Here is a 20,318-nt window from a genome sequence, read left to right on the forward strand (position 1 = left end):
TGCAGGCTTGCTGTAAATAATCGTAAATAGATGTATCGCCGCACGACAGGCGCAATCGACGGCGACGCGAGCGCCGCGCAAAAGCGCGTGGCACTGAAAGAAACCGGGCGGCCGAAGCCGCCCGATCGAGCATGCGTTACGCCATCTTCACGGGGGCGCGCCAGGATTCCGGGTTGGTCCAGAAGGCGCCGCGCAGCCGGTCGCGGCTCGGCGGTGCAGGCGGCTTCGTCGCGCTCGCCCCGATGCGCCCGCGCAGCGAGATCTGGCGGCCGCTGGTGCCGAGTCGCTTGACGATTTCGGCGAGCGTGCCGTCTGCCTGCCATTCGTCGAAGCGACGGCGGCAGGTCGGCGGCGACGGATAGCGGCCCGGCAGCTTCGACCAGCCTTCACCCGTCGACAGTACCCACAGCACGGCGTTTACCACCGAACGGGCCTCGACGCGGGGACGGCCGCGCCGTTCACTGCGTGCGGGTTCCGAGCAAAACAGACCTTCGACCAGCGCCCACTCGTTATCTCTCAAATCGTCGAACAGCATCATGTCCTCACCTCAGCGAAGCTAACTCCGGTGCGCTGCCCTGCGCCGCGCACTCTTCAAGCACTCGAGCGTCGAGTGCCGGGTGGGGGCTTCCGGTTGGCCGGCAGCGGCGTTTCTGCCCTCTGTCCGACTCGACCTGCGCCCTGTACGTCAGATAAAGCACGATGTGTGCCATGTCTGAGGCGATTCCCGCGAGAGCCGCTTGGCAGCGGGCTGACGGCTAAGTCAGCTAGGGGCGTATAAGACGCCAAAATAACCCGCCAGCAAATCAGGACAATCACCAATCTTGTGCAAGTCGCCCGCGCTACGTGCGTTTGCGTCGATATTGCACCGCAGCGAAACATGTGCTGCCGGTGCCGGATTCGCACATCGAAGACGATGGCGCGCATTAAAATCGCGCATCGGTATCGACGATTGATGAGGAGAGGGGATGAACGTTACGCTGCGCCAGCTTCGCGTATTCATCGAGGTTGCGCGGCTCCGGAGCTTCAGTCGCGCGGGCGACGAGATCGGGCTCACGCAGTCCGCGGTCAGCCGTTGCGTGCGCGAACTCGAGACCGAGCTCGGACTGAAGCTGATCGACCGGACGACGCGCGACGTGCAGTTGACCGACGTCGGGACGAACCTGATCGCGAGCGTGTCCCGCCTGATCGCCGATCTCGACGACACGCTGCGCGAGATTCGCGAGATCGGCGAGCAGCGGCGGGGGCGCGTGATCGTCGCTGCGAGCCCGACGATCGCGTGCCGGCTGATGCCGCGCGTCGTCGCGTCGTGCGAGCGCCAGTTCCCGTTCGTCACGCTCGGCCTGCGTGACGACGTGCAGAGCGACGTCCTGCGCAAGGTGAAGTCGAGCGAAGTCGATTTCGGCGTCGTCATCGGGCCGCTCGCCGTTGCCGATCTCGTGTGCGAACCGTTGATGACCGACTCGTTCTGCCTGGTCGCGCGCGCCGATCATCCGCTCGCGGCGCGGGCCGAGGTGCCGTGGACGGCGCTCGACGGCGAGCGTCTCGTGCTGCTCGACCATGCGTCCGGAAGCCGGCCGCTGATCGACGCCGCGCTGGCCGCCCATCGGGTCAATGCGACGGTCATGCAGGAGCTCGGGCATTCGGCGACGGTGTTCGGGCTCGTCGAGGCCGGCGTCGGGGTGAGCGTGCAGCCGTGGCTGTCGCTGCCGCTGCCGGCCGGATCGACGCTGGTCGCGCGGCCGCTGACGCCGCGTACCGAGCGCACCGTCGAGCTGGTGCGCCGCCGCGACCGGTCGCTGTCGCCGGCCGCGCAGGCGATCTGGGAACTCGTGCGCCAGATGCCGGCGCGGGCGGAGGATCTCGACTGAAAGGGTGCGGATCGGGCGCGCACGCCGGTACACTACGCGGATCGTGTTCCTCGGTGGCGGTTCTCGATGACGCATTCCGCAGATGTCGGCCCGGCGACGGGCGAGCCGGCGGCGCGCAGCGCAGTTCAGGCGCTGCGTCCGTCGCTGATCCGGGAAGTGGCGAACGCCGGCTTCGGCGTACCCGACGTGCTGCCGTTCTGGTTCGGCGAGTCCGATCGCGTGACGCCCGCATTCATTCGCGACGCGGCTGCCGCGGCACTGCGCGACGGTGCGACCTTCTACACGCACAACCTCGGCACCGTACCGCTGCGCAACGCGATTGCGACCTATGTTGGTGCGCGTCACGGTGCGACGGCGGCCGATACGATCGCCGTGACGAGTTCGGGCGTGAGCGCGCTGATGCTGGCCGCACAGTTGCTGGTCGGCCCGGGCGACCGCGTCGTCGCCGTCACGCCGCTCTGGCCGAATCTCGTCGAGATCCCGAAGATCCTCGGTGCACAGGTCGAGTGCGTGTCGCTCCGCCATGGCGATGCGGGCTGGCGGCTCGACGTCGACCGGCTGCTCGCGGCGCTGACGCCCGGCACGCGAATGCTGTTCGTCAACTCGCCGAACAATCCGACCGGCTGGGTGATGTCCCGCGACGACCAGCAGGCCGTGCTCGCGCATTGCCGGCGCCACGGCATCTGGGTGGTCGCCGACGAGGTGTACGAACGGCTCGTGTTCGGCACGGACGGCGCGCCGTCGTTCCTGGACATCGCATCGCGCGACGAGCGGGTAATCGTCGTGAATTCGTTCTCGAAGGCCTGGGCGATGACGGGCTGGCGGCTCGGATGGCTGGTCGCGCCGGCGTCGGTGATGGGCGATCTGTCGAAGCTGGTCGAGTACAACACGTCGTGCGCGCCGGGTTTCATCCAGGCCGCGGGAGAAGTCGCGCTGCGTGACGGCGAGCCGTTCGTGCAGTCGTTCGTCGCGGCGCTGCGCGGTGCGCGTGACCACCTGGTCGCCGCGCTGCGCACGTTGCCGGGCGTCGACGTGCCGCCTCCGCCGGGTGCGATGTACCTGTTCCTGCGGTTGCCGGGCGCGGGCGACAGTCTTGTGTTCTGCAAGTCGCTGGTGCGCGAGGCGGGGCTCGGGCTGGCGCCCGGCCGCGCGTTCGGCCCGGAGGGGGAAGGGTTTGTGCGCTGGTGCTACGCGTGCGATCCGGTGCGGCTCGAGGCAGGCGTCGAGCGCTTGCGGGCGTTCCTCGCGCGCGGCGCAGGCCTGCGTTGAAGCGGGGACGGAGCGGGTGCGGCGTGCGGGCGGCGGGCCTTTCGGCTCATCTTTACGCACCGGGCAATTTTGCGTAAGATGGCGCTCAGTCACGCGGTTCCATCGTTGAACCGTGCTGTTCCGTCCGGTTTGGGCCTGGCTTGAAGTTGGTTCGCCGCCCCCGGTTCGTGCTCCCATCAATATGACCGATCAGAATCGGGCGAGCGCGTCTTCCGTTCCTTTCGTCTGTTTGTTGATCCGGTTCGTTTGACCACAGGGTCTGGCCTAGCTGCATGAATACCCAAGAGGCGAAGATCGTCCTCGAGACTGCTTTGATCTGCGCGCAGGAACCGCTGAAGCTCGGCGATTTGCGCAAGCTCTTTGCCGACGGCGTGTCGGCTGACACGGTCCGCACGTTGCTCGAAGATCTGAAACAGGATTGGTCCGGCCGCGGTGTCGAACTGGTGGCGCTGGCAACCGGATGGCGCTTCCAGAGCAAGCCGGCGATGCGCCATTACCTGGACCGACTGCATCCCGAGAAGCCGCCGAAATATTCGCGTGCGGTGCTCGAGACGCTCGCGATCATTGCGTATCGGCAACCCGTCACGCGTGGCGACATCGAAGAGATTCGCGGCGTCACGGTCAATACGCAGGTGGTCAAGCAGCTCGAGGATCGCGGCTGGATCGAGGTGATCGGGCATCGCGACGTGCCGGGCCGCCCGGCGCTGTACGCGACGACCAAGCAGTTCCTCGACGATCTCGGCCTGAAGGCGCTCGACGACCTGCCGGCGCTCGAGGAGCCGGCGGCGAACATCGAAGCCGCGCTGCTCGCGCAGCAGGCGATGGACTTCGACGGCGATGCGCCGGCGGCGGACGCGGTGCCGGAAGCCGGCGAAGCGGCGGCCGACGAGCCGCGCGTTCAGCCGGATGAATTGCCGGGCGACGCCGCAACGGAAGGCGCGCCGACGCAGGAAATGCCGAACCGCGATACGCTGGAAGCGGATCGCGTTCAGAGCGAACAGGGCGGCGCCGAAGCAGCGCCGGCCGGCGGGCAGCCCGAGCCGCTGCACGCGGTGTGGAACGAGGAAGATCGCAAGCCGGCTGCCGACGCGGTTGCCGGAGACGGAGCGGAAGCGGCCGGCGACATGCCGGGCGAGGCTGGCCAGGCCGACGCCTCACGCTCCCGTCCCGCGGACGGCGAGTTGCTGGACGATACGTCCGACAGCCTCGCCGACGCCGTACGCAGTGCCAGTGCGCCCATCGGCGCCGACGCGCTGCCGGACGACGAAGCAGAACCCGAACAGCGCCGCGCCTGATCGCGGCCGACTTCTTGCCGCGCCCGAGTCGGGCGCGAGACCTGACATTTTGAGGTTGTTTTGACTGATATCCACGATATTGAATCGTCCGCGCCTGCCGTGCAGGCCGCGCGTGCCGACGATGCGCCGGAGCAGGACGCTCCGGCCGCGGGTGGTGACGAGCGTCCCCGCCGCGGCCTGCGGCGCGGCCCGCGCAGCCTGATCGCGCGTCGCCGCGCGGCAGCCAAGTCGAAGGGCGATGGCGAGTCGCAGGGCGTCGAGGGCGCGGAAGCGCAGCCGGCCGACGCGGCGGAAGCGCAGCCCGCACGCGCGCCGCGCAAGGAAGGTGCGGCCAAGGGTGGCCGCAAGCCGGCCGGCAAGCGCGAAGGCGCAGCCAAGGGTGCCCAGGGCGGGCAAGGCGGCCAGGGGCGACGCGGCGGTTCGGCGAAGGCCGAGGGCGGCGCGGCGAAGGCCGAAGGCGACGCAGCGTCGCAGGACGATCTGTTCGCCTATGTGACGTCGCCGGCATTCGACGCGGACAATTCGGCGGGCGGCAGCGGCGTACGTGCGCCGATGCTGCGTCGCGGCCGCAGCCAGCCGGCGAACAAGCGCGTGCTGTCTCCGGACGACGACGCGCCGAAGCTCCACAAGGTGCTCGCGGAAGCCGGCATGGGTTCGCGCCGCGAAATGGAAGAGCTGATCGTCGCCGGCCGCGTGTCGGTGAACGGTGAGCCCGCGCATATCGGCCAGCGCATCATGCCGACCGACCAGGTCCGCATCAACGGCAAGCCGGTCAAGCGCAAGCTGCCGAACAAGCCGCCGCGCGTGCTGCTGTACCACAAGCCGACCGGCGAGATCGTCAGCCACGCGGACCCGGAAGGTCGTCCGTCGGTGTTCGACCGCCTGCCGCCGATGAAGACGGCGAAATGGCTCGCGGTGGGCCGTCTCGACTTCAACACCGAAGGCCTGCTGATGCTGACGACGTCGGGCGATCTCGCGAACCGCTTCATGCATCCGCGCTACAGCGTCGAACGCGAGTACGCGGTGCGCGTCGTCGGCGAACTGTCCGAAGGGATGCGGCAGAAACTGCTGCATGGCGTCGAGCTCGATGACGGCCCGGCGAACTTCCTGCGCATCCGCGACGGCGGCGGCGAAGGCACGAACCACTGGTATCACGTTGCGCTGGCCGAAGGCCGCAACCGCGAAGTGCGCCGGATGTTCGAGGCGGCCGGCCTGATGGTGAGCCGCCTGATCCGTACGCGTCACGGTCCGATCCCGCTGCCGCGCGGCCTGAAGCGCGGTCGCTGGGAAGAGCTCGACGAGGCGCAGGTGCGCAAGCTGATGGCGACTGTCGGCCTGAAGGCGCCGTCCGAGGAAAAGGGCAAGCGCGGTGGTGGCGGGCAGGCCGAGCGCCGCCAGCCGGATCCGATGCAGACGTCGATGGGCTTCATCGGCCGCGAGCCGGTGCTGACGACGCATGGTCAGCTCGACCAGCCGCGTCGCGGTGGCGGCCGGCGCGGCGCCCCGGGCCTGCCCGGCCTGAGCGGTTACGGCAGCTTGCCGGTTTCGCCGTCGGGTTATGGCAACCGCTCGGGTGGCGGTCGCGATGTCGACGGCAATCGTGCGTCGTATGGCGCGGGCCCCAAGCGTGAAGGCGCTGGCGGCAAGCGCGGCGGCGGCAAGGGCGGCAACCGCAATCCCAACGGCAATCGCGCCGAAGGCGCCGGCAACGGCGGCGGCGGTGCGCGCGGCGGTCAGCGTCCGCAGCGCAATCGCTCGCGGGGCCGCTGAGCGTTTGCGGCGTCCGGCGGCATGAAGCCGCCGGTGTGCCGGCGAAATCGGCATGAGTCCGGTTGGGTCGGCACCTCGCCCTGCGTGGTTTGCTTTTGACTGTATATATATCGCGCTGCCGGATTGTGCCGCCTGGTCGGACAGTCCGGTTTCGCATTTTTGGTCGGTAAAGGCGGGCTGGACGCTGCTTTTACCGGCTGGCTTGGCGTTTGCGCCAAAAATCGCTATAATCGCGGAGTCGCTGGGCGTACGGATTCAATGTGCGGCTCAGGTGCGACCACCAGTAAGAAGATGGGCGTTCCGCCCATTTTTTTTTGCTGAAACGGTTAGGCATCTCGGGTAGCGCTTCCTGCGCCGGCTAAGGCGCGCGCCCGCGGGTGAATCGCGAGCGGCGGGCGCGAACACCTGAGAGGACACTGTGCAACTGACGGAACTGATAGAAACCACGGTCACCGGGCTCGGCTACGAGCTGGTGGATCTCGAGCGCACCGGGCGCGGCATGCTTTGCATCTACATCGATCAGCCTGCCGGCATCTCGCTCGAAGATTGCGAAAAGGTCACGCGTCAGCTCCAGCACGTCTTGACGGTCGAAAACATCGATTACGAACGGCTCGAAGTCTCGTCCCCGGGGCTCGACCGCCCGTTGAAGAAGCTGGCCGACTTCGAGCGCTTCGCCGGCAGCGAAGTTTCCGTGACCTTGAAAAAGCCGCTGGACGGGCGCAAGACGTACCGGGGCATTCTGCACGCGCCGAATGGCGAAACGATCGGTTTGGAATTTGAGAGGAAGAAGGGCGAGGCAGCCATGCTGGATTTCACGCTGGCCGATATCGACAAAGCCCGCCTGATTCCGCAAGTTGACTTTAGGAGCCGCAAATAATGAGTCGCGAAGTGTTGATGCTGGTGGATGCGCTGGCGCGCGAGAAAAACGTCGACAAGGATGTGGTGCTGGGCGCCCTCGAGGCCGCGCTCGCTTCCGCTTCCAAGAAGCTGTTCGACGAAGGCGCCGAAATCCGCGTCCATATCGATCGCGAAAGCGGCGAGCACGAAACCTTCCGTCGCTGGCTCGTCGTGCCCGACGAGGCAGGCTTGCAGGAGCCGGATCGCGAGATCCTGCTGTTCGAAGCACGTGAGCAGAAGCCCGACGTCGAAGTCGGCGAATTCATCGAGGAGCCGGTGCCGTCGATCGAGTTCGGCCGTATCGGCGCGCAGGCCGCGAAGCAGGTGATCCTGCAGAAGGTGCGCGATGCCGAACGCGAGCAGATCCTGAACGACTACCTCGAGCGCGGCGAAAAGATCATGACCGGCACGGTGAAGCGCCTCGACAAGGGCAACTTCATCGTCGAATCGGGCCGTGTCGAAGCGCTGCTGCGCCGCGACCAGCTGATCCCGAAGGAAAACCTGCGCGTGGGCGACCGCGTGCGTGCCTACATCGCGAAGGTCGACCGCACCGCGCGCGGCCCGCAGATCGAACTCTCGCGCACGGCGCCCGAGTTCCTGATGAAGCTGTTCGAGATGGAAGTGCCGGAAATCGAGCAGGGCCTGCTCGAGATCAAGGCAGCCGCTCGCGATCCGGGCGTGCGCGCGAAGATCGGCGTGATCGCCTACGACAAGCGGATCGATCCGATCGGCACCTGCGTCGGCATCCGCGGCTCCCGCGTGCAGGCCGTGCGCAACGAGCTCGGTGGCGAAAACATCGACATCGTGCTATGGTCCGAGGATCCCGCCCAGTTCGTGATCGGCGCGCTCGCGCCGGCAGCCGTCCAGTCGATCGTCGTCGATGAAGAAAAGCACTCGATGGACGTCGTCGTCGACGAGAACGAGCTGGCTGTCGCGATCGGCCGCAGCGGTCAGAACGTTCGCCTTGCCAGCGAACTGACCGGCTGGCAGATCAACATCATGACGCCGGACGAATCCGCCCTGAAGCAGGGTGAAGAGCGCGACCGACTGCGTTCGCTGTTCATGGCGCGTCTCGACGTCGACGAAGAAGTTGCCGACATCCTGATCGACGAAGGCTTCACGAGCCTCGAAGAGATCGCGTACGTGCCGCTCAACGAAATGCTCGAAATCGAGGCGTTCGACGAGGACACCGTGCACGAACTGCGCAACCGCGCACGCGACGCTCTGTTGACGATGGCGATCGCGAACGAAGAAAAGGTTGAAAATGCAGCGCTGGATTTGAAGGGCCTCGACGGCATCACGCCGGAGTTGCTCGCGAAGCTGGCCGAACACGGCATGCAGACGCGCGACGATGTCGCCGAGCTGGCCGTGGATGAACTGGTCGATATGACCGGGATGGAAGAGGATGCCGCTAAGGCGTTGATCATGAAAGCACGTGAACACTGGTTCCAGTGAGAAATGACCATGGCGCACTGATTTGATGGCGGCCGTATGGCCTGACCCGATGCTAACCGCAAGGAATCGGTCCTTGCACTAAGAGGAATGAATGGCGAGTAACAACGTAGCCCAATTTGCCGCGGAACTGAAAATGCCTGCTGGTGTGCTGCTCGAACAGCTGCAGGCAGCGGGCGTCCAGAAAGCGAGTGAAGACGATGCGCTGTCCGAAGCGGACAAGGCGCGTCTGCTCGATCATTTGCGCAAGTCACACGGCGCAACCGACGGCGACAAGCGCAAGATCACGCTGACCCGCAAGCATACGTCGGAGATCAAGCAATCTGACGCGACGGGCAAGGCTCGCACCATTCAGGTCGAGGTCCGCAAGAAGCGTACGTTCGTCAAGCGCGACGACGTGGCCGAGGGTGCGGAACAGGGTCAGGCGCAGGTCGCCGAAGCGGACGACGATGCGGAACTGAAGCGTCGCGAGGAAGAAGCGCGCCGCGAGGCCGAGCTGCTCGAGAAGCAGGCGCAGGAACTGCGCGAGCGTCAGGAGCGCCTCGAGCGCGAGGAAGCCGAGCGCCGTGCCCGTGAGGAAGCGGCCGAAGCCGAGCGCCGCCGTGCCGAGGAAGAAGCGGCGGCGAAGCGTGCCGCGGCCGAAGCCGCAGCGGCACAGCAGGCGGCTGCCCAGCAGGCCGCCGAGGCTCAGCAGGAAGCAGCCGGTGCGCAGTCCGCGCAGGATGAAGCACGCGCGGCCGCCGAACGTGCGGCCCAGCGCGAAGCGGCGAAGAAGGCCGAGGATGCTGCCCGCGAGGCGGCGGACAAGGCGCGCGCCGAGCAGGAAGAGATCAGCAAGCGTCGCGCGGCGGCAGAAGCCGAAGCACGCGCGATCCGCGAAATGATGAACACGCCGCGCAAGGCCGTGGTCAAGGCAGTCGAGCCGCCGAAGCCGGTGGAACCGCCGAAGCCGGCCGAAGCGAAGGGCACGCTGCACAAGCCGGCAAAGCCGGCGGGCGCAGCTGCGCAAGCACGCCCGGCCGTGAAGAAGCCGGCCGGTGCAGCGCCGGCGGCCACGACGGCACCGGCAGGCGCGGGCGACCGCAACAAGAAGCCGGGCGGCGGCAAGGGCGGCTGGCAGGACGACGCAGCGAAGCGCCGCGGCATCAAGACGCGCGGCGATTCGAGCGGCGGCGTCGACCGCGGCTGGCGCGGCGGCCCGAAGGGTCGCGGCCGTCACCAGGACAGCGCATCGACGTTCCAGGCACCGACCGAACCGATCGTGCGTGAAGTGCACGTGCCGGAAACCATCTCGGTTGCCGATCTCGCGCACAAGATGTCGATCAAGGCCTCCGAAGTCATCAAGGTGATGATGAAGATGGGCCAGATGGTCACGATCAACCAGGTGCTGGACCAGGAAACGGCGATGATCGTCGTCGAGGAACTGGGCCACCGCGCGGTTGCCGCGAAGCTGGACGATCCGGAAGCACTGCTGGTCGAAGGCGAGACCGGTACCGATGCGGAACAGCTGCCGCGTCCGCCGGTCGTCACCGTGATGGGTCACGTCGACCACGGCAAGACCTCGCTGCTCGACCACATCCGCCGCGCGAAGGTTGCAGCGGGCGAAGCGGGCGGCATTACGCAGCACATCGGCGCATACCACGTCGAAACGCCGCGCGGCGTCATCACGTTCCTCGATACGCCGGGTCACGAAGCGTTCACGGCAATGCGTGCACGCGGCGCGAAGGCGACCGACATCGTGGTGCTGGTGGTGGCTGCCGACGACGGCGTGATGCCGCAGACGAAGGAAGCCATCGCGCACGCGAAGGCGGGTGGCGTGCCGATCGTCGTGGCGATCAACAAGATCGACAAGCCGGAAGCGAACCCGGACCGCGTCAAGCAGGAACTGGTCGCGGAAGGCGTCGTGCCGGAAGAATACGGTGGCGATTCGCCGTTCGTGCCGGTGTCGGCCAAGACGGGCGCCGGTATCGACGACCTGCTCGAGAACGTGCTGCTGCAGGCCGAAGTGCTGGAACTGAAGGCACCGGTCGAGGCGCCGGCGAAGGGCATCGTGATCGAAGCGAAGCTGGACAAGGGCAAGGGCCCGGTCGCGACGATCCTGGTGCAGTCGGGTACGCTGAATCGCGGCGACATCGTGCTCGCAGGCACGGCTTACGGCCGCGTGCGTGCGATGCTCGACGAGAACGGCAAGCCGACGAAGGAAGCCGGCCCGTCGATCCCGGTCGAAATCCAGGGTCTGTCGGAAGTGCCGGGTGCAGGCGAGGAAGTGATCGTGCTGCCGGACGAGCGCAAGGCGCGCGAAATCGCGCTGTTCCGTCAGGGCAAGTTCCGCGACGTCAAGCTGGCGAAGCAGCAGGCCGCGAAGCTGGAAAGCATGCTCGAGCAGATGGGCGAAGGCGAAGTGCAGAACCTGCCGCTCATCATCAAGGCAGACGTGCAGGGCTCGCAGGAAGCGCTCGTGCAGTCGCTGCTCAAGCTGTCGACCGACGAAGTGCGCGTGCAGATCGTGCACAGCGCGGTGGGCGGCATCAGCGAGAACGACGTCAACCTGGCAACGGCATCGAAGGCGGTCATCATCGGCTTCAATACGCGTGCGGATGCACAGGCGCGCAAGCTGGCCGAAGCGAACGGTATCGACATCCGCTACTACAACATCATCTACGACGCAGTGGATGAGGTGAAGGCCGCGATGTCGGGCATGCTGGCGCCGGAGAAGCGCGAAGTCGTGACCGGCATGGTCGAGGTGCGCCAGGTGTTCAAGGTGCCGAAGGTCGGTACGGTTGCCGGCTGTATGGTCACCGACGGTATCGTCAAGCGCTCGTCGTCGGTTCGCGTGCTGCGCAACAACGTCGTGATCTTCACGGGCGAACTCGAATCGCTGAAGCGCTTCAAGGACGACGTGAAGGAAGTCAAGCAAGGCTTCGAGTGCGGTATGTCGGTGAAGAACTTCAACGACATCATCGAAGGCGACCAGTTCGAAGTCTTCGAAGTGACCGAAGTCGCACGGACGCTGTAATCGTCGCGTATCGGCTCATGGGGCGGGGCAGGCTTGGGCCTGTCCCGCCCATTTTCATGGTGGCGCGCCAACGGCGCGTCGCTTTATCCTGATAAACGGATCACGGATCGATCATGTCCAGGAAACGTACTTCCCCCAATCGCAACGTTCAGATCGCCGACCAGATTCAGCGCGATCTGTCCGAACTCATCATGCGCGAGGTCAAAGACCCGCGCATCGGTATCGTGACCATCCAGAGCGTCGAGCTCACGCCGGACTACGCGCATGCCAAGGTCTATTTCACGGCGTTGACCGGCGATCCGGACAAGACGCAGGAAGCGCTGAACCACGCGTCGGGCCACCTGCACAACCTGCTGTTCAAGCGCCTGCACATTCATACGGTGCCGACGCTGCACTTCCATTACGACCAGACGATCGAGAAGGCCGTGGAAATGTCGCGCCTGATCAAGGAAGCCAACTCGACGCGCGCGAAGGACGACGACGAAGCCGACGCGCCCGCGAAGGACGATTGAGCGCGCACGCCCCATGACGACTGCAGCTCCCCAGCGTCCACGCGTGCCGCGGCGCGCGCTGGATGGCGTCCTTCTGCTCGACAAACCGGTCGGCCTGTCGAGCAACGACGCCCTGATTCGCGCGAAGCGCCTGCTTCTCGCGAAGAAAGCCGGCCATACCGGCACGCTCGATCCGCTGGCCTCGGGCCTGTTGCCGCTGTGCTTCGGCGAAGCGACGAAGTTCTCGCAGGACTTGCTGGAAGCGGACAAGACCTACGAAGCGACGATGCGTCTCGGCGTGCGCACGACCACCGGCGACGCGGAAGGCGACGTGCTCGACACGCGCGCCGTCGAATGCGACCGTGCGGCGGTCGAAGCGGCGCTCGCGCGCTTTACCGGCGAGATCGTGCAGGTGCCGCCGATGTATTCGGCGCTCAAGCGCGACGGCAAGCCGCTGTACGAATACGCGCGTGCGGGCCAGACCGTCGAGCGGGAAGGCCGCAACGTGACGATCCATGCGCTCGATCTGCTCGCGTGCGAGCTGCCCGACGTGACGTTCCGCGTGACCTGCAGCAAGGGCACGTATGTGCGCACGCTGGCCGAAGACATCGGCGAAGCGCTCGGCTGCGGCGCACATCTGACGATGCTGCGTCGCACGGGTGTCGGCGCGCTGACGCTCGAACATGCGGTGACGCTCGACGCGCTGTCCGACGCTGCCGAAGCGGCGCGCGACGCCTGGCTTCAGCCGGTCGACGCGTTGCTGTCGACGTTTCCGTTGGTGCGCCTCGACGAAACCAGCGCGAAGCGATTCCTGCACGGCCAGCGCCTGCCGCTGTCGGCGCTCGATTCGATCGATGCGGCCGAGGGCGAGCGTGTGCGCGTGTACGACGCGCAGCGACTGCTCGGCGTGGCGCGCAAGGCCAACGGCGTACTCGCGCCCGAACGCCTCGTCGTGACGGCTGCGTAACGCGCGACGCGCAAGCGCCGTCGTCGGAACGAAAAAAACCCGGTCGAAATCGACCGGGTTTTTTGTTGGGCGCGCTCGTTCGAGCGCGGTGCTCAGTGTGCAGCCGACGCCGCCGCACCCGCATCGCCGCCGCCCGCGCGCTCCGGCTTCGTGATCCAGATCAGTCCGATCAGCAGCACGAAGATCGCCGCCGAGATGTAGAACAGATCGTTCACGCCGAGTTGCGCGGCCTGCTGCGTGGCCATGTTGTTGATGAGGCCGTGCGCCTGGTCCTGCGTCAGCCCGAGGCTGCGCATCTGCGTGACGGCCTGGTTGAACGTCGGGTTGTACGGGTTCGCCTGCTCGACCAGTTGCGCGTGATGGAAGTTGTTGCGGTGGTCCCACGCGGTCTGGAAGATCGATGTGCCGATGCCGCCGCACATGATCCGCACGAAGTTCGACAGGCCGGACGCCGCGGGAATGCGGTTGCCGGGCAGGCCGGACAGCGTGATCGACACGAGCGGGATGAAGAAGCCCGCCATCGCGATACCCTGCACGAGCGTCGGCAGCGTCAGCGACCATTCGTCGACGCCCGTCGTGTATCGCGAACGCATCCAGAAGCACAGCGCAAACGTCAGGAACGACGCCGTCGAGATGAAGCGCGGATCGGTACGCGGCAGATACTTCCCGGTGAGTGGCGACAACAGGATCGCGAACAACCCGACCGGCGCCATCACGAGGCCGGCGTCGGTCGCGGTGTAGCCGATTTGCGTCTGCAGCCACAGCGGCAACAGCACGAGATTGCCGAAGTACAGGCCGTACCCGATCGACAGTGCGACTGTGCCGCCGGTGAAGTTCCGCATGCGGAACAGCGACAGGTCGACGACCGGGTGCTCGGCGGTCAGCTCCCAGATCACGAAGAACGCGAACGCAATGACAGCGGTCAGCGCGAGCACGATGATGGTCGTCGACGCGAACCAGTCGAGATCCTTGCCCTTGTCGAGCATGATCTGCAGCGAGCCGACCCAGATGACCAGCAGCGCGAGGCCCACGCCGTCGATCGGCGCGCGGCGCACGGCCGACTCCCGATTGCGATAGATCGCCCACGTCGCGGCGGCGGCGGCGATGCCGACCGGGATGTTGACGTAGAAGATCCACGGCCACGAATAGTTGTCCGAGATCCAGCCGCCGAGAATCGGGCCCGCGACGGGCGCGATCAGCGTCGTCATCGCCCATAGTGCGAGCGCCATCGGTGCCTTCGCGCGCGGATAGCTCGACAGCAGCAGCGCTTGCGACAGCGGAATCATCGGGCCCGCGACCGCGCCCTGCAGCACGCGCGAGCCGAGCAGGAACGGCAGGTTCGGCGACAGCCCGCACATCCACGACGAGATGACGAACAGGATGATCGACGCGAGGAACAGGCGGACCTGACCGAAGCGGTCGGTCAGCCAGCCCGTCAGCGGCACGGAGATCGCGTTCGCGACGGCGAACGACGTGATGACCCACGTACCCTGGTCGGACGACACGCCGAGGTCGCCCGAGATGGTCGGGATCGCGACGTTCGCGATGGACGTGTCGAGCACGTTCATGAACACCGCGAGCGATACCGCGATCGTCCCGAGCACGAGTTGCCCGCCCTGCAGCGGCGGGTGGGAGACAGGAGCCTGTGCCATGTCGATAGTTTTCCGGAGTCGGAACCGTTACATCATCTTGGCGGCGGCGTTCGACTTCGCCGCGGCCGGTGCGGGCGCGTTGCCGCCGGCGTTCTCGGCGATGATGCGCGCGATCTCGGCGTCGGCTTCGTCGCCGTACTTCGCGAACACGTTCGTTTCGTAGACCGTGTTCTGCGCGTTGGCGAGCTGGTCGCCGCGCTCGTCCTTGATGTCGACGTCGACCTGCATCGACAGGCCGATGCGCAGCGGATGCTTCTCGAGTTCCTTCGGATCGATCTCGATACGCACCGGCAGGCGCTGCACGACCTTGATCCAGTTGCCCGTCGCGTTCTGCGCCGGCAGCAGCGAAAACGCCGAACCCGTGCCGGCCGAGAAGCCGACGACCTTGCCGTGGTAGACGGCCGACGAGCCGTAGATGTCGGCGGTCAATTCGACCGGCTGGCCGATGCGCATGTGCTTGAGCTGGACTTCCTTGAAGTTCGCGTCGACCCACACCGCGTTCAGCGGCACGACCGACATCAGCGGGTTGCCCGGCGACACGCGCTGGCCGACCTGAACCGAGCGCTTCGCGACATAGCCGGTGACCGGTGCGGGCAACACGTTGCGCGCGTTCGCGAGGTACGCGTCGCGAACCTTCGCTGCCGCGGCCATCACGTTCGGGTGCGACGCGATCGTCGTGTTCGCGGTCAGTGCGCGGTTCGATGCGAGCTGCTGTTGCGCCGCGTCGACCGACGCCTGCGCGGCGCGCACCGCGTCGCGTGCATGGGAGATTTCTTCCTGCGACACGGCGCCCGTCTGCGCGACGGCCATCCGGCGGCGCAGGTCGTCCTGCGCCTTCGACAGGTCGGACTGGCGCAGCGCGACTTGCGCGCGGTACTGGTCGTCGTTGACGAACAGGCCGCGCACCTGGCGCACCGTCTGCGCGAGGTTGGCCTCGGCCTGCTGCAGCGCGACCTGCGAGTCGGCCGGGTCGAGCACGACCAGCGGATCGCCGGCCTTGACCGTCTGCGTATCGTCGGCCTTCACGGCGATCACGGTACCCGTGACCTGCGGCGTGATCTGCACGACGTTGCCGTTCACGTACGCGTCGTCCGTCTCTTCATGGAAGCGTGCGACGAGGAAGTAGTACAGACCGTACGCGATGGCCGCGATCACGATGACCGCGATCAGCAGCGTCATCATCCGTTTGCGCTTCCCGTTGTTCTGCGGCTGTGCGCTGGCGGCGTTTTGTTGAGGGTCGCTCATGGCGATTTTCTCCGTCCGTTATTTCGAGTGTCTGCGTAGTGGTGGCGCCGGATCAGTTGGCGGCCTGTCTTGTCTGCTTGTCGGCGTCGGGTGCGGCGAGCCGCGTGCCGGTCGCGTCGAACCCGCCGCCGAGCGCCTTGATCAGCGCGAGCTGCATGTCGCGCCGGCGCATCTTCAGGTTGGTCACCGTCTGTTCCGATGCGAGGCGGTTGGTGTCCGCGGTCAGCACCTGGAGCTGCGGCGACAGGCCGGCCTTGTAGCGGATCACGGCGAGGTCGTACGCCCGCGTCGACGCATCGAGCGCACGCTGCGCGTCATCCATCTGGCGATCGACCGCACGGATCGACGCGACCTGCGTCGCGACGTCGTTCAGCGCGCTGATCAGCGTCTGGTTGTAGTTCGCGACCGACAGGTCGAAGTCCGCGTAGCGGCCCTTGAGCTGCGCGCGCAACGCACCGGCATCGAAGATCGGCAGGTGGATGGCCGGCCCGAACTGCGCCTGGCGGCTCGCGAAATTCAGGAATTTGCCCCAGCCGAACGCATCGAAGCCGAAGCCGGCCGCGAGGTTCACGTCGGGGAAGAATTCGGCCTTCGCTTCCTTCACGTCGTGCATCGCGGCCTCGACCTGCCAGCGCGCGGCGACGATGTCCGGGCGGCGCGACACGAGGTCGGCCGGCAGGTTGCCGGGCAGTGCGACTTCGCCGGTCGGGTTCAACACCGGCGCGGCGATCTGCAGCCCGCGATCCGGCCCCTTGCCGAGCAGCGCGGCGAGCTGGTAGCGCACGGTCGTGATCTGGCCGTCGAGGTCGGACAGCGATGCCTGGGTCGTCGCGATGTTGCCGCGCGCCGTCTGGCGTTCCACGTTGGTGTCGAGACCGGCCGACACGCGGCCGTCGGTGATCTTGCCGACCGTCTGGCGGTTGGCGATCTCGCGCTGCGCGATGTCGCGCAGCGCATACAGCTGGGCGAGCGAGTTGTAGGTGCGGGCCACCGACGACGCGAGCGTGATGCGCGCCTGTTGCATGTCGGCCTCGGCGGCCTTTTCCTGCGACACGGCGGTGTGCAGGCGCTCGCGGTTCTTGCCCCACAGGTCGAGATCCCACGACGCGCTCGCGAGTGCGTTGTTCTCGCTGTACCACTGGCCGCCGTACGGGGGCGGGAACAGCGCGTTCGACGAATACAGCTCGCGTGTCCACGAGTAGCTGGCTTCGGCCTTCGGCATCAGGTTCGAGCGCGACGACTCGATGTACGACGACGCCTTCGCGATGCGCGCCTGTGCCTGCGCGATCGACGGGTTGCCCTGGAGCGCCTCGTCGATCAGCTTCGGCAACTGCGGATCGCCGAACTGGTTGGCCCAGTCGAGCGCCGGCCACTGGCCGCCCTGGGCCGGCAGGCTCTGGGCGGTTTCGAATTGCGATGCGGGTGCGATCTGCTTGTCGCTCTTGATGCCGATGTAGTTTGCGCAGCCCGCCAGCGCCAGCGCGGCAACCGCGGCGGCGACGGCGGCGCGGCACGACCCGGCGCGCACGGACAACGGGGAGGATTTCATCGCGCTGTTCCCTGACTCGGAATGAATGATGGACACTGCAAGGATTTCCTTACATTAATCTGTCAAAAGTAATTGTTATGGCAACTATTACGTGATGCTGCCGCCCGCGGTTTCGCAGTAGTTGCTGAGAATGCGGCGCAACATGCTCTTCAGGAACCCGACTTCTTCCGGCGTAAATCCGTCCAGCAGCTCGTCGAGCACGCTGCGGAACACCGGCGGCAGACGCTCGGCAAGCGCGCGGCCTTCATCGGTCAGCTCGAGGCGTACGACCCGCCGATCCTCGATGCTGCGCACGCGGGACAGCAGGCCGCGTTTCTCGACGCGATCGAGCAGGCGCGTGACCGCGCTCGCGTCGATCCCGTATTCCCGCGCGAGTTCGGCGGCCGTCGAGCACTTTCCGACGGCGATCATGAACAGCATGCTCGCCTGCGTGCCCGTAATGCCGAGCTCTTCCTGCGTGCGCTGCGTGACGAGGTTGGTCATCACCGACTTCACACGCGACATCAGATAACCGACGCTGTCGTTCATCTGATACGAGGACAGCGGCGAAACGGGCGGTTGGGAAGGAGAATCCGACATAAAACCCTGAAGCTGCAATAGTTGACTAGGCAGCAGTATAGGCGCTATTTGCTTGCCGCGGCAAATATTAATCGAACGAGCGGGCGGGCGCTGCGCGGCCCGAAATTCCCTTGCGGGCGTCAGGGTCTTCGTTCGTGGGCGGTGTGTCGGCAGGCGGAATCGCCCTCTGCGAGGCGAGGGCGGGGCGCATCATCTTTCGCGTTGCAACACACGGTCCGGCTCTCGACATTCTCACGTGCTATAATTTGAGGCTTTCCAAGCTGCAACGCGCGCGCACGTGTCCCGGTGACTGACGAGCGTGCGCGTTTGCGCGTTCAACGATTTCCAGGTTTCTATGACCCGCGCCCTTCGCAATATCGCCATCATCGCTCACGTCGACCACGGCAAGACCACGCTCGTCGACCAACTGCTCCGCCAGTCCGGCACCTTCCGCGAGAACCAGCAGATTGCCGAGCGAGTGATGGACTCGAACGACATCGAAAAAGAGCGCGGGATCACGATCCTCGCGAAGAACTGCGCGGTCGAATACGAAGGCACGCACATCAACATCGTCGACACGCCGGGGCACGCGGACTTCGGTGGCGAGGTGGAGCGTGTGCTGTCGATGGTCGACTCGGTGCTGCTGCTCGTCGACGCGGTCGAGGGCCCGATGCCGCAAACGCGCTTCGTCACGAAGAAGGCGCTGGCGCTCGGCCTGAAGCCGATCGTGGTCGTCAACAAGATCGACCGTCCGGGCGCGCGGATCGACTGGGTCATCAACCAGACCTTCGACCTGTTCGACAAGCTCGGCGCGACCGAAGAGCAGCTCGACTTCCCGATCGTCTACGCATCGGGCCTGAACGGCTATGCGTCGCTCGATCCGGCGACCCGCGAAGGCGACATGCGCCCGCTGTTCGAGGCGATCCTCGCGCACGTGCCGGTTCGCCCGGCCGATCCGGAAGCGCCGCTGCAACTCCAGATCACGTCGCTCGACTACTCGACGTACGTCGGCCGGATCGGCGTCGGCCGCATCACGCGCGGCCGCATCAAGCCGGGCCAGCCGGTCGTGATGCGCTTCGGTCCGGAAGGCGACGTGCTGAACCGCAAGATCAACCAGGTGCTGTCGTTCAAGGGCCTCGAGCGCGTGCAGGTCGAGTCGGCCGAAGCCGGCGACATCGTGCTGATCAACGGTATTGAAGACGTCGGCATCGGCGCGACGATCTGCGCGGTCGACACGCCGGAAGCGCTGCCGATGATCACGGTCGACGAGCCGACGCTGACGATGAACTTCCTCGTCAACTCGTCGCCGCTGGCAGGCCGCGAAGGCAAGTTCGTGACGAGCCGCCAGATCCGCGACCGCCTGATGAAGGAACTGAACCACAACGTCGCGCTGCGCGTGAAGGACACGGGCGACGAAACGGTGTTCGAAGTGTCGGGCCGCGGCGAACTGCACCTGACGATTCTCGTCGAGAACATGCGCCGTGAAGGGTATGAGCTGGCCGTGTCGCGTCCGCGCGTCGTGATGCAGGAAATCGACGGTGTGCGCCACGAGCCGTACGAGCTGCTGACGGTCGACGTCGAAGACGAACACCAGGGCGGCGTGATGGAAGAGCTCGGTCGCCGCAAGGGCGAAATGCTCGACATGGCATCCGACGGCCGCGGCCGCACGCGCCTGGAATACAAGATCTCGGCACGTGGCCTGATCGGCTTCCAGAGCGAATTCCTGACGCTCACGCGCGGCACGGGCCTGATGAGCCACATTTTCGACTCGTACGCACCGGTCAAGGACGGCTCGGTCTTCGAGCGCCGCAATGGCGTGCTGATCTCGCAGGATGACGGCGCCGCGGTCGCCTACGCACTGTGGAAGCTGCAGGATCGCGGCCGCATGTTCGTGAAGCCGGGCGACGCGCTGTATGAGGGCATGATCATCGGCATCCACAGCCGCGACAACGACCTCGTCGTGAACCCGATCAAGGGCAAGCAACTGACCAACGTGCGCGCGTCGGGCACCGACGAAGCCGTGCGCCTCGTGCCGCCGGTCCAGATGTCGCTCGAATACGCGGTCGAATTCATCGACGACGACGAACTCGTCGAAGTGACGCCGCAGTCGATCCGCCTGCGCAAGCGCTTCCTGAAGGAGCACGAGCGTCGCCGCGCGAGCCGCGAAGGCGCGGTCGACTAAGTTCGATCGTTCCCTTGCATGATGAAAAAGGCTGCCTTCGGGCGGCCTTTTTTGCATCTGCGCGATGCGCAATCGAGCAGGCTGCAAAACACTGTTCCCGCGGGTCG

The 20,318-nt window shown here is 66.2% G+C and carries 14 protein-coding genes and 1 pseudogene; 10 read left to right on the top strand and 5 right to left on the bottom strand.

Features of this window, described 5'->3' with window-relative positions:
• Positions 1-139 precede the first annotated feature (139 nt).
• Positions 140-535, bottom strand: a pseudogene (locus tag U4Z64_RS31055) (transposase); the annotation flags it as partial.
• Positions 536-965: 430 nt separating this feature from the next.
• On the opposite strand from U4Z64_RS31055, the gene U4Z64_RS31060 reads away from it, so the two are divergent.
• From U4Z64_RS31060 to truB, 9 genes are all read left to right on the top strand, one after another.
• Positions 966-1,868, top strand: a complete 903-nt coding sequence (locus U4Z64_RS31060) for a LysR family transcriptional regulator (protein ID WP_124488898.1) — start codon at positions 966-968, stop codon at positions 1,866-1,868.
• Positions 1,869-1,934: 66 nt separating this feature from the next.
• On the top strand, positions 1,935-3,137 hold the full coding sequence (locus tag U4Z64_RS31065) for a pyridoxal phosphate-dependent aminotransferase (RefSeq protein ID WP_321821965.1): 1,203 nt from the start codon (positions 1,935-1,937) through the stop codon (positions 3,135-3,137).
• A 272-nt stretch (positions 3,138-3,409) separates the two neighbouring features.
• Complete coding sequence (gene scpB, locus U4Z64_RS31070; protein ID WP_321821966.1) at positions 3,410-4,432, top strand: SMC-Scp complex subunit ScpB; 1,023 nt, start codon at positions 3,410-3,412, stop codon at positions 4,430-4,432.
• 60 nt (positions 4,433-4,492) lie between these two features.
• Positions 4,493-6,202 (top strand): 23S rRNA pseudouridine(2605) synthase RluB, encoded by a 1,710-nt coding sequence (gene rluB / locus U4Z64_RS31075; protein WP_321802183.1) that lies wholly within the window; start codon positions 4,493-4,495, stop codon positions 6,200-6,202.
• 418 nt (positions 6,203-6,620) lie between these two features.
• Positions 6,621-7,079 carry a ribosome maturation factor RimP gene (gene rimP / locus U4Z64_RS31080; protein WP_014897219.1) on the top strand — a complete coding sequence of 153 codons (459 nt, stop codon included), beginning with the start codon at positions 6,621-6,623 and terminating at the stop codon, positions 7,077-7,079.
• Positions 7,079-8,554, top strand: a complete 1,476-nt coding sequence (gene nusA / locus U4Z64_RS31085; RefSeq protein WP_044846033.1) for a transcription termination factor NusA — start codon at positions 7,079-7,081, stop codon at positions 8,552-8,554. The genes rimP and nusA overlap by 1 nt, the downstream gene beginning before the upstream one ends.
• Positions 8,555-8,645: 91 nt before the next feature.
• Positions 8,646-11,567, top strand: a complete 2,922-nt coding sequence (infB, locus tag U4Z64_RS31090; protein WP_257774130.1) for a translation initiation factor IF-2 — start codon at positions 8,646-8,648, stop codon at positions 11,565-11,567.
• 113 nt (positions 11,568-11,680) lie between these two features.
• Positions 11,681-12,079 (top strand): 30S ribosome-binding factor RbfA, encoded by a 399-nt coding sequence (rbfA, locus tag U4Z64_RS31095; RefSeq protein WP_006495346.1) that lies wholly within the window; start codon positions 11,681-11,683, stop codon positions 12,077-12,079.
• 13 nt (positions 12,080-12,092) lie between these two features.
• Positions 12,093-13,025, top strand: a complete 933-nt coding sequence (truB, locus tag U4Z64_RS31100; RefSeq protein WP_321821967.1) for a tRNA pseudouridine(55) synthase TruB — start codon at positions 12,093-12,095, stop codon at positions 13,023-13,025.
• A gap of 92 nt (positions 13,026-13,117) precedes the next feature.
• Here truB and U4Z64_RS31105 read toward each other — a convergent pair whose 3' ends face one another.
• The 4 genes from U4Z64_RS31105 to U4Z64_RS31120 all read right to left on the bottom strand — a co-directional run bounded on the left by U4Z64_RS31105 (position 13,118) and on the right by U4Z64_RS31120 (position 18,050).
• On the bottom strand, positions 13,118-14,677 hold the full coding sequence (locus U4Z64_RS31105; protein WP_044846030.1) for a DHA2 family efflux MFS transporter permease subunit: 1,560 nt from the start codon (positions 14,675-14,677) through the stop codon (positions 13,118-13,120).
• 27 nt (positions 14,678-14,704) lie between these two features.
• Positions 14,705-15,922 carry an efflux RND transporter periplasmic adaptor subunit gene (locus U4Z64_RS31110; RefSeq protein WP_044846029.1) on the bottom strand — a complete coding sequence of 406 codons (1,218 nt, stop codon included), beginning with the start codon at positions 15,920-15,922 and terminating at the stop codon, positions 14,705-14,707.
• 52 nt (positions 15,923-15,974) lie between these two features.
• Complete coding sequence (locus U4Z64_RS31115; protein ID WP_321821968.1) at positions 15,975-17,471, bottom strand: efflux transporter outer membrane subunit; 1,497 nt, start codon at positions 17,469-17,471, stop codon at positions 15,975-15,977.
• Positions 17,472-17,558: 87 nt separating this feature from the next.
• A complete protein-coding gene (locus U4Z64_RS31120; protein WP_014897211.1) occupies positions 17,559-18,050 on the bottom strand; it encodes a MarR family winged helix-turn-helix transcriptional regulator in 492 nt (163 codons plus the stop codon).
• 334 nt (positions 18,051-18,384) lie between these two features.
• On the opposite strand from U4Z64_RS31120, the gene typA reads away from it, so the two are divergent.
• Complete coding sequence (gene typA, locus U4Z64_RS31125; protein WP_044846027.1) at positions 18,385-20,211, top strand: translational GTPase TypA; 1,827 nt, start codon at positions 18,385-18,387, stop codon at positions 20,209-20,211.
• Positions 20,212-20,318 lie beyond the last annotated feature (107 nt).

It is taken from the genome of Burkholderia sp. BCC1996, assembly GCF_905339955.1.
Taxonomy (GTDB): Bacteria; Pseudomonadota; Gammaproteobacteria; order Burkholderiales; family Burkholderiaceae; genus Burkholderia.

Coding starts and splice junctions, on each gene's coding strand:
- U4Z64_RS31060 (WP_124488898.1), top strand. CDS start 966: ATGAACGTTACGCTGCGCCAGCTTCGCGTATTCATCGAGGTTGCGCGG.
- U4Z64_RS31065 (WP_321821965.1), top strand. CDS start 1,935: ATGACGCATTCCGCAGATGTCGGCCCGGCGACGGGCGAGCCGGCGGCG.
- scpB (WP_321821966.1), top strand. CDS start 3,410: ATGAATACCCAAGAGGCGAAGATCGTCCTCGAGACTGCTTTGATCTGC.
- nusA (WP_044846033.1), top strand. CDS start 7,079: ATGAGTCGCGAAGTGTTGATGCTGGTGGATGCGCTGGCGCGCGAGAAA.
- infB (WP_257774130.1), top strand. CDS start 8,646: ATGGCGAGTAACAACGTAGCCCAATTTGCCGCGGAACTGAAAATGCCT.
- rbfA (WP_006495346.1), top strand. CDS start 11,681: ATGTCCAGGAAACGTACTTCCCCCAATCGCAACGTTCAGATCGCCGAC.
- truB (WP_321821967.1), top strand. CDS start 12,093: ATGACGACTGCAGCTCCCCAGCGTCCACGCGTGCCGCGGCGCGCGCTG.
- U4Z64_RS31105 (WP_044846030.1), bottom strand. CDS start 14,677: ATGGCACAGGCTCCTGTCTCCCACCCGCCGCTGCAGGGCGGGCAACTC.
- U4Z64_RS31110 (WP_044846029.1), bottom strand. CDS start 15,922: ATGAGCGACCCTCAACAAAACGCCGCCAGCGCACAGCCGCAGAACAAC.
- U4Z64_RS31115 (WP_321821968.1), bottom strand. CDS start 17,471: ATGAAATCCTCCCCGTTGTCCGTGCGCGCCGGGTCGTGCCGCGCCGCC.
- U4Z64_RS31120 (WP_014897211.1), bottom strand. CDS start 18,050: ATGTCGGATTCTCCTTCCCAACCGCCCGTTTCGCCGCTGTCCTCGTAT.
- typA (WP_044846027.1), top strand. CDS start 18,385: ATGACCCGCGCCCTTCGCAATATCGCCATCATCGCTCACGTCGACCAC.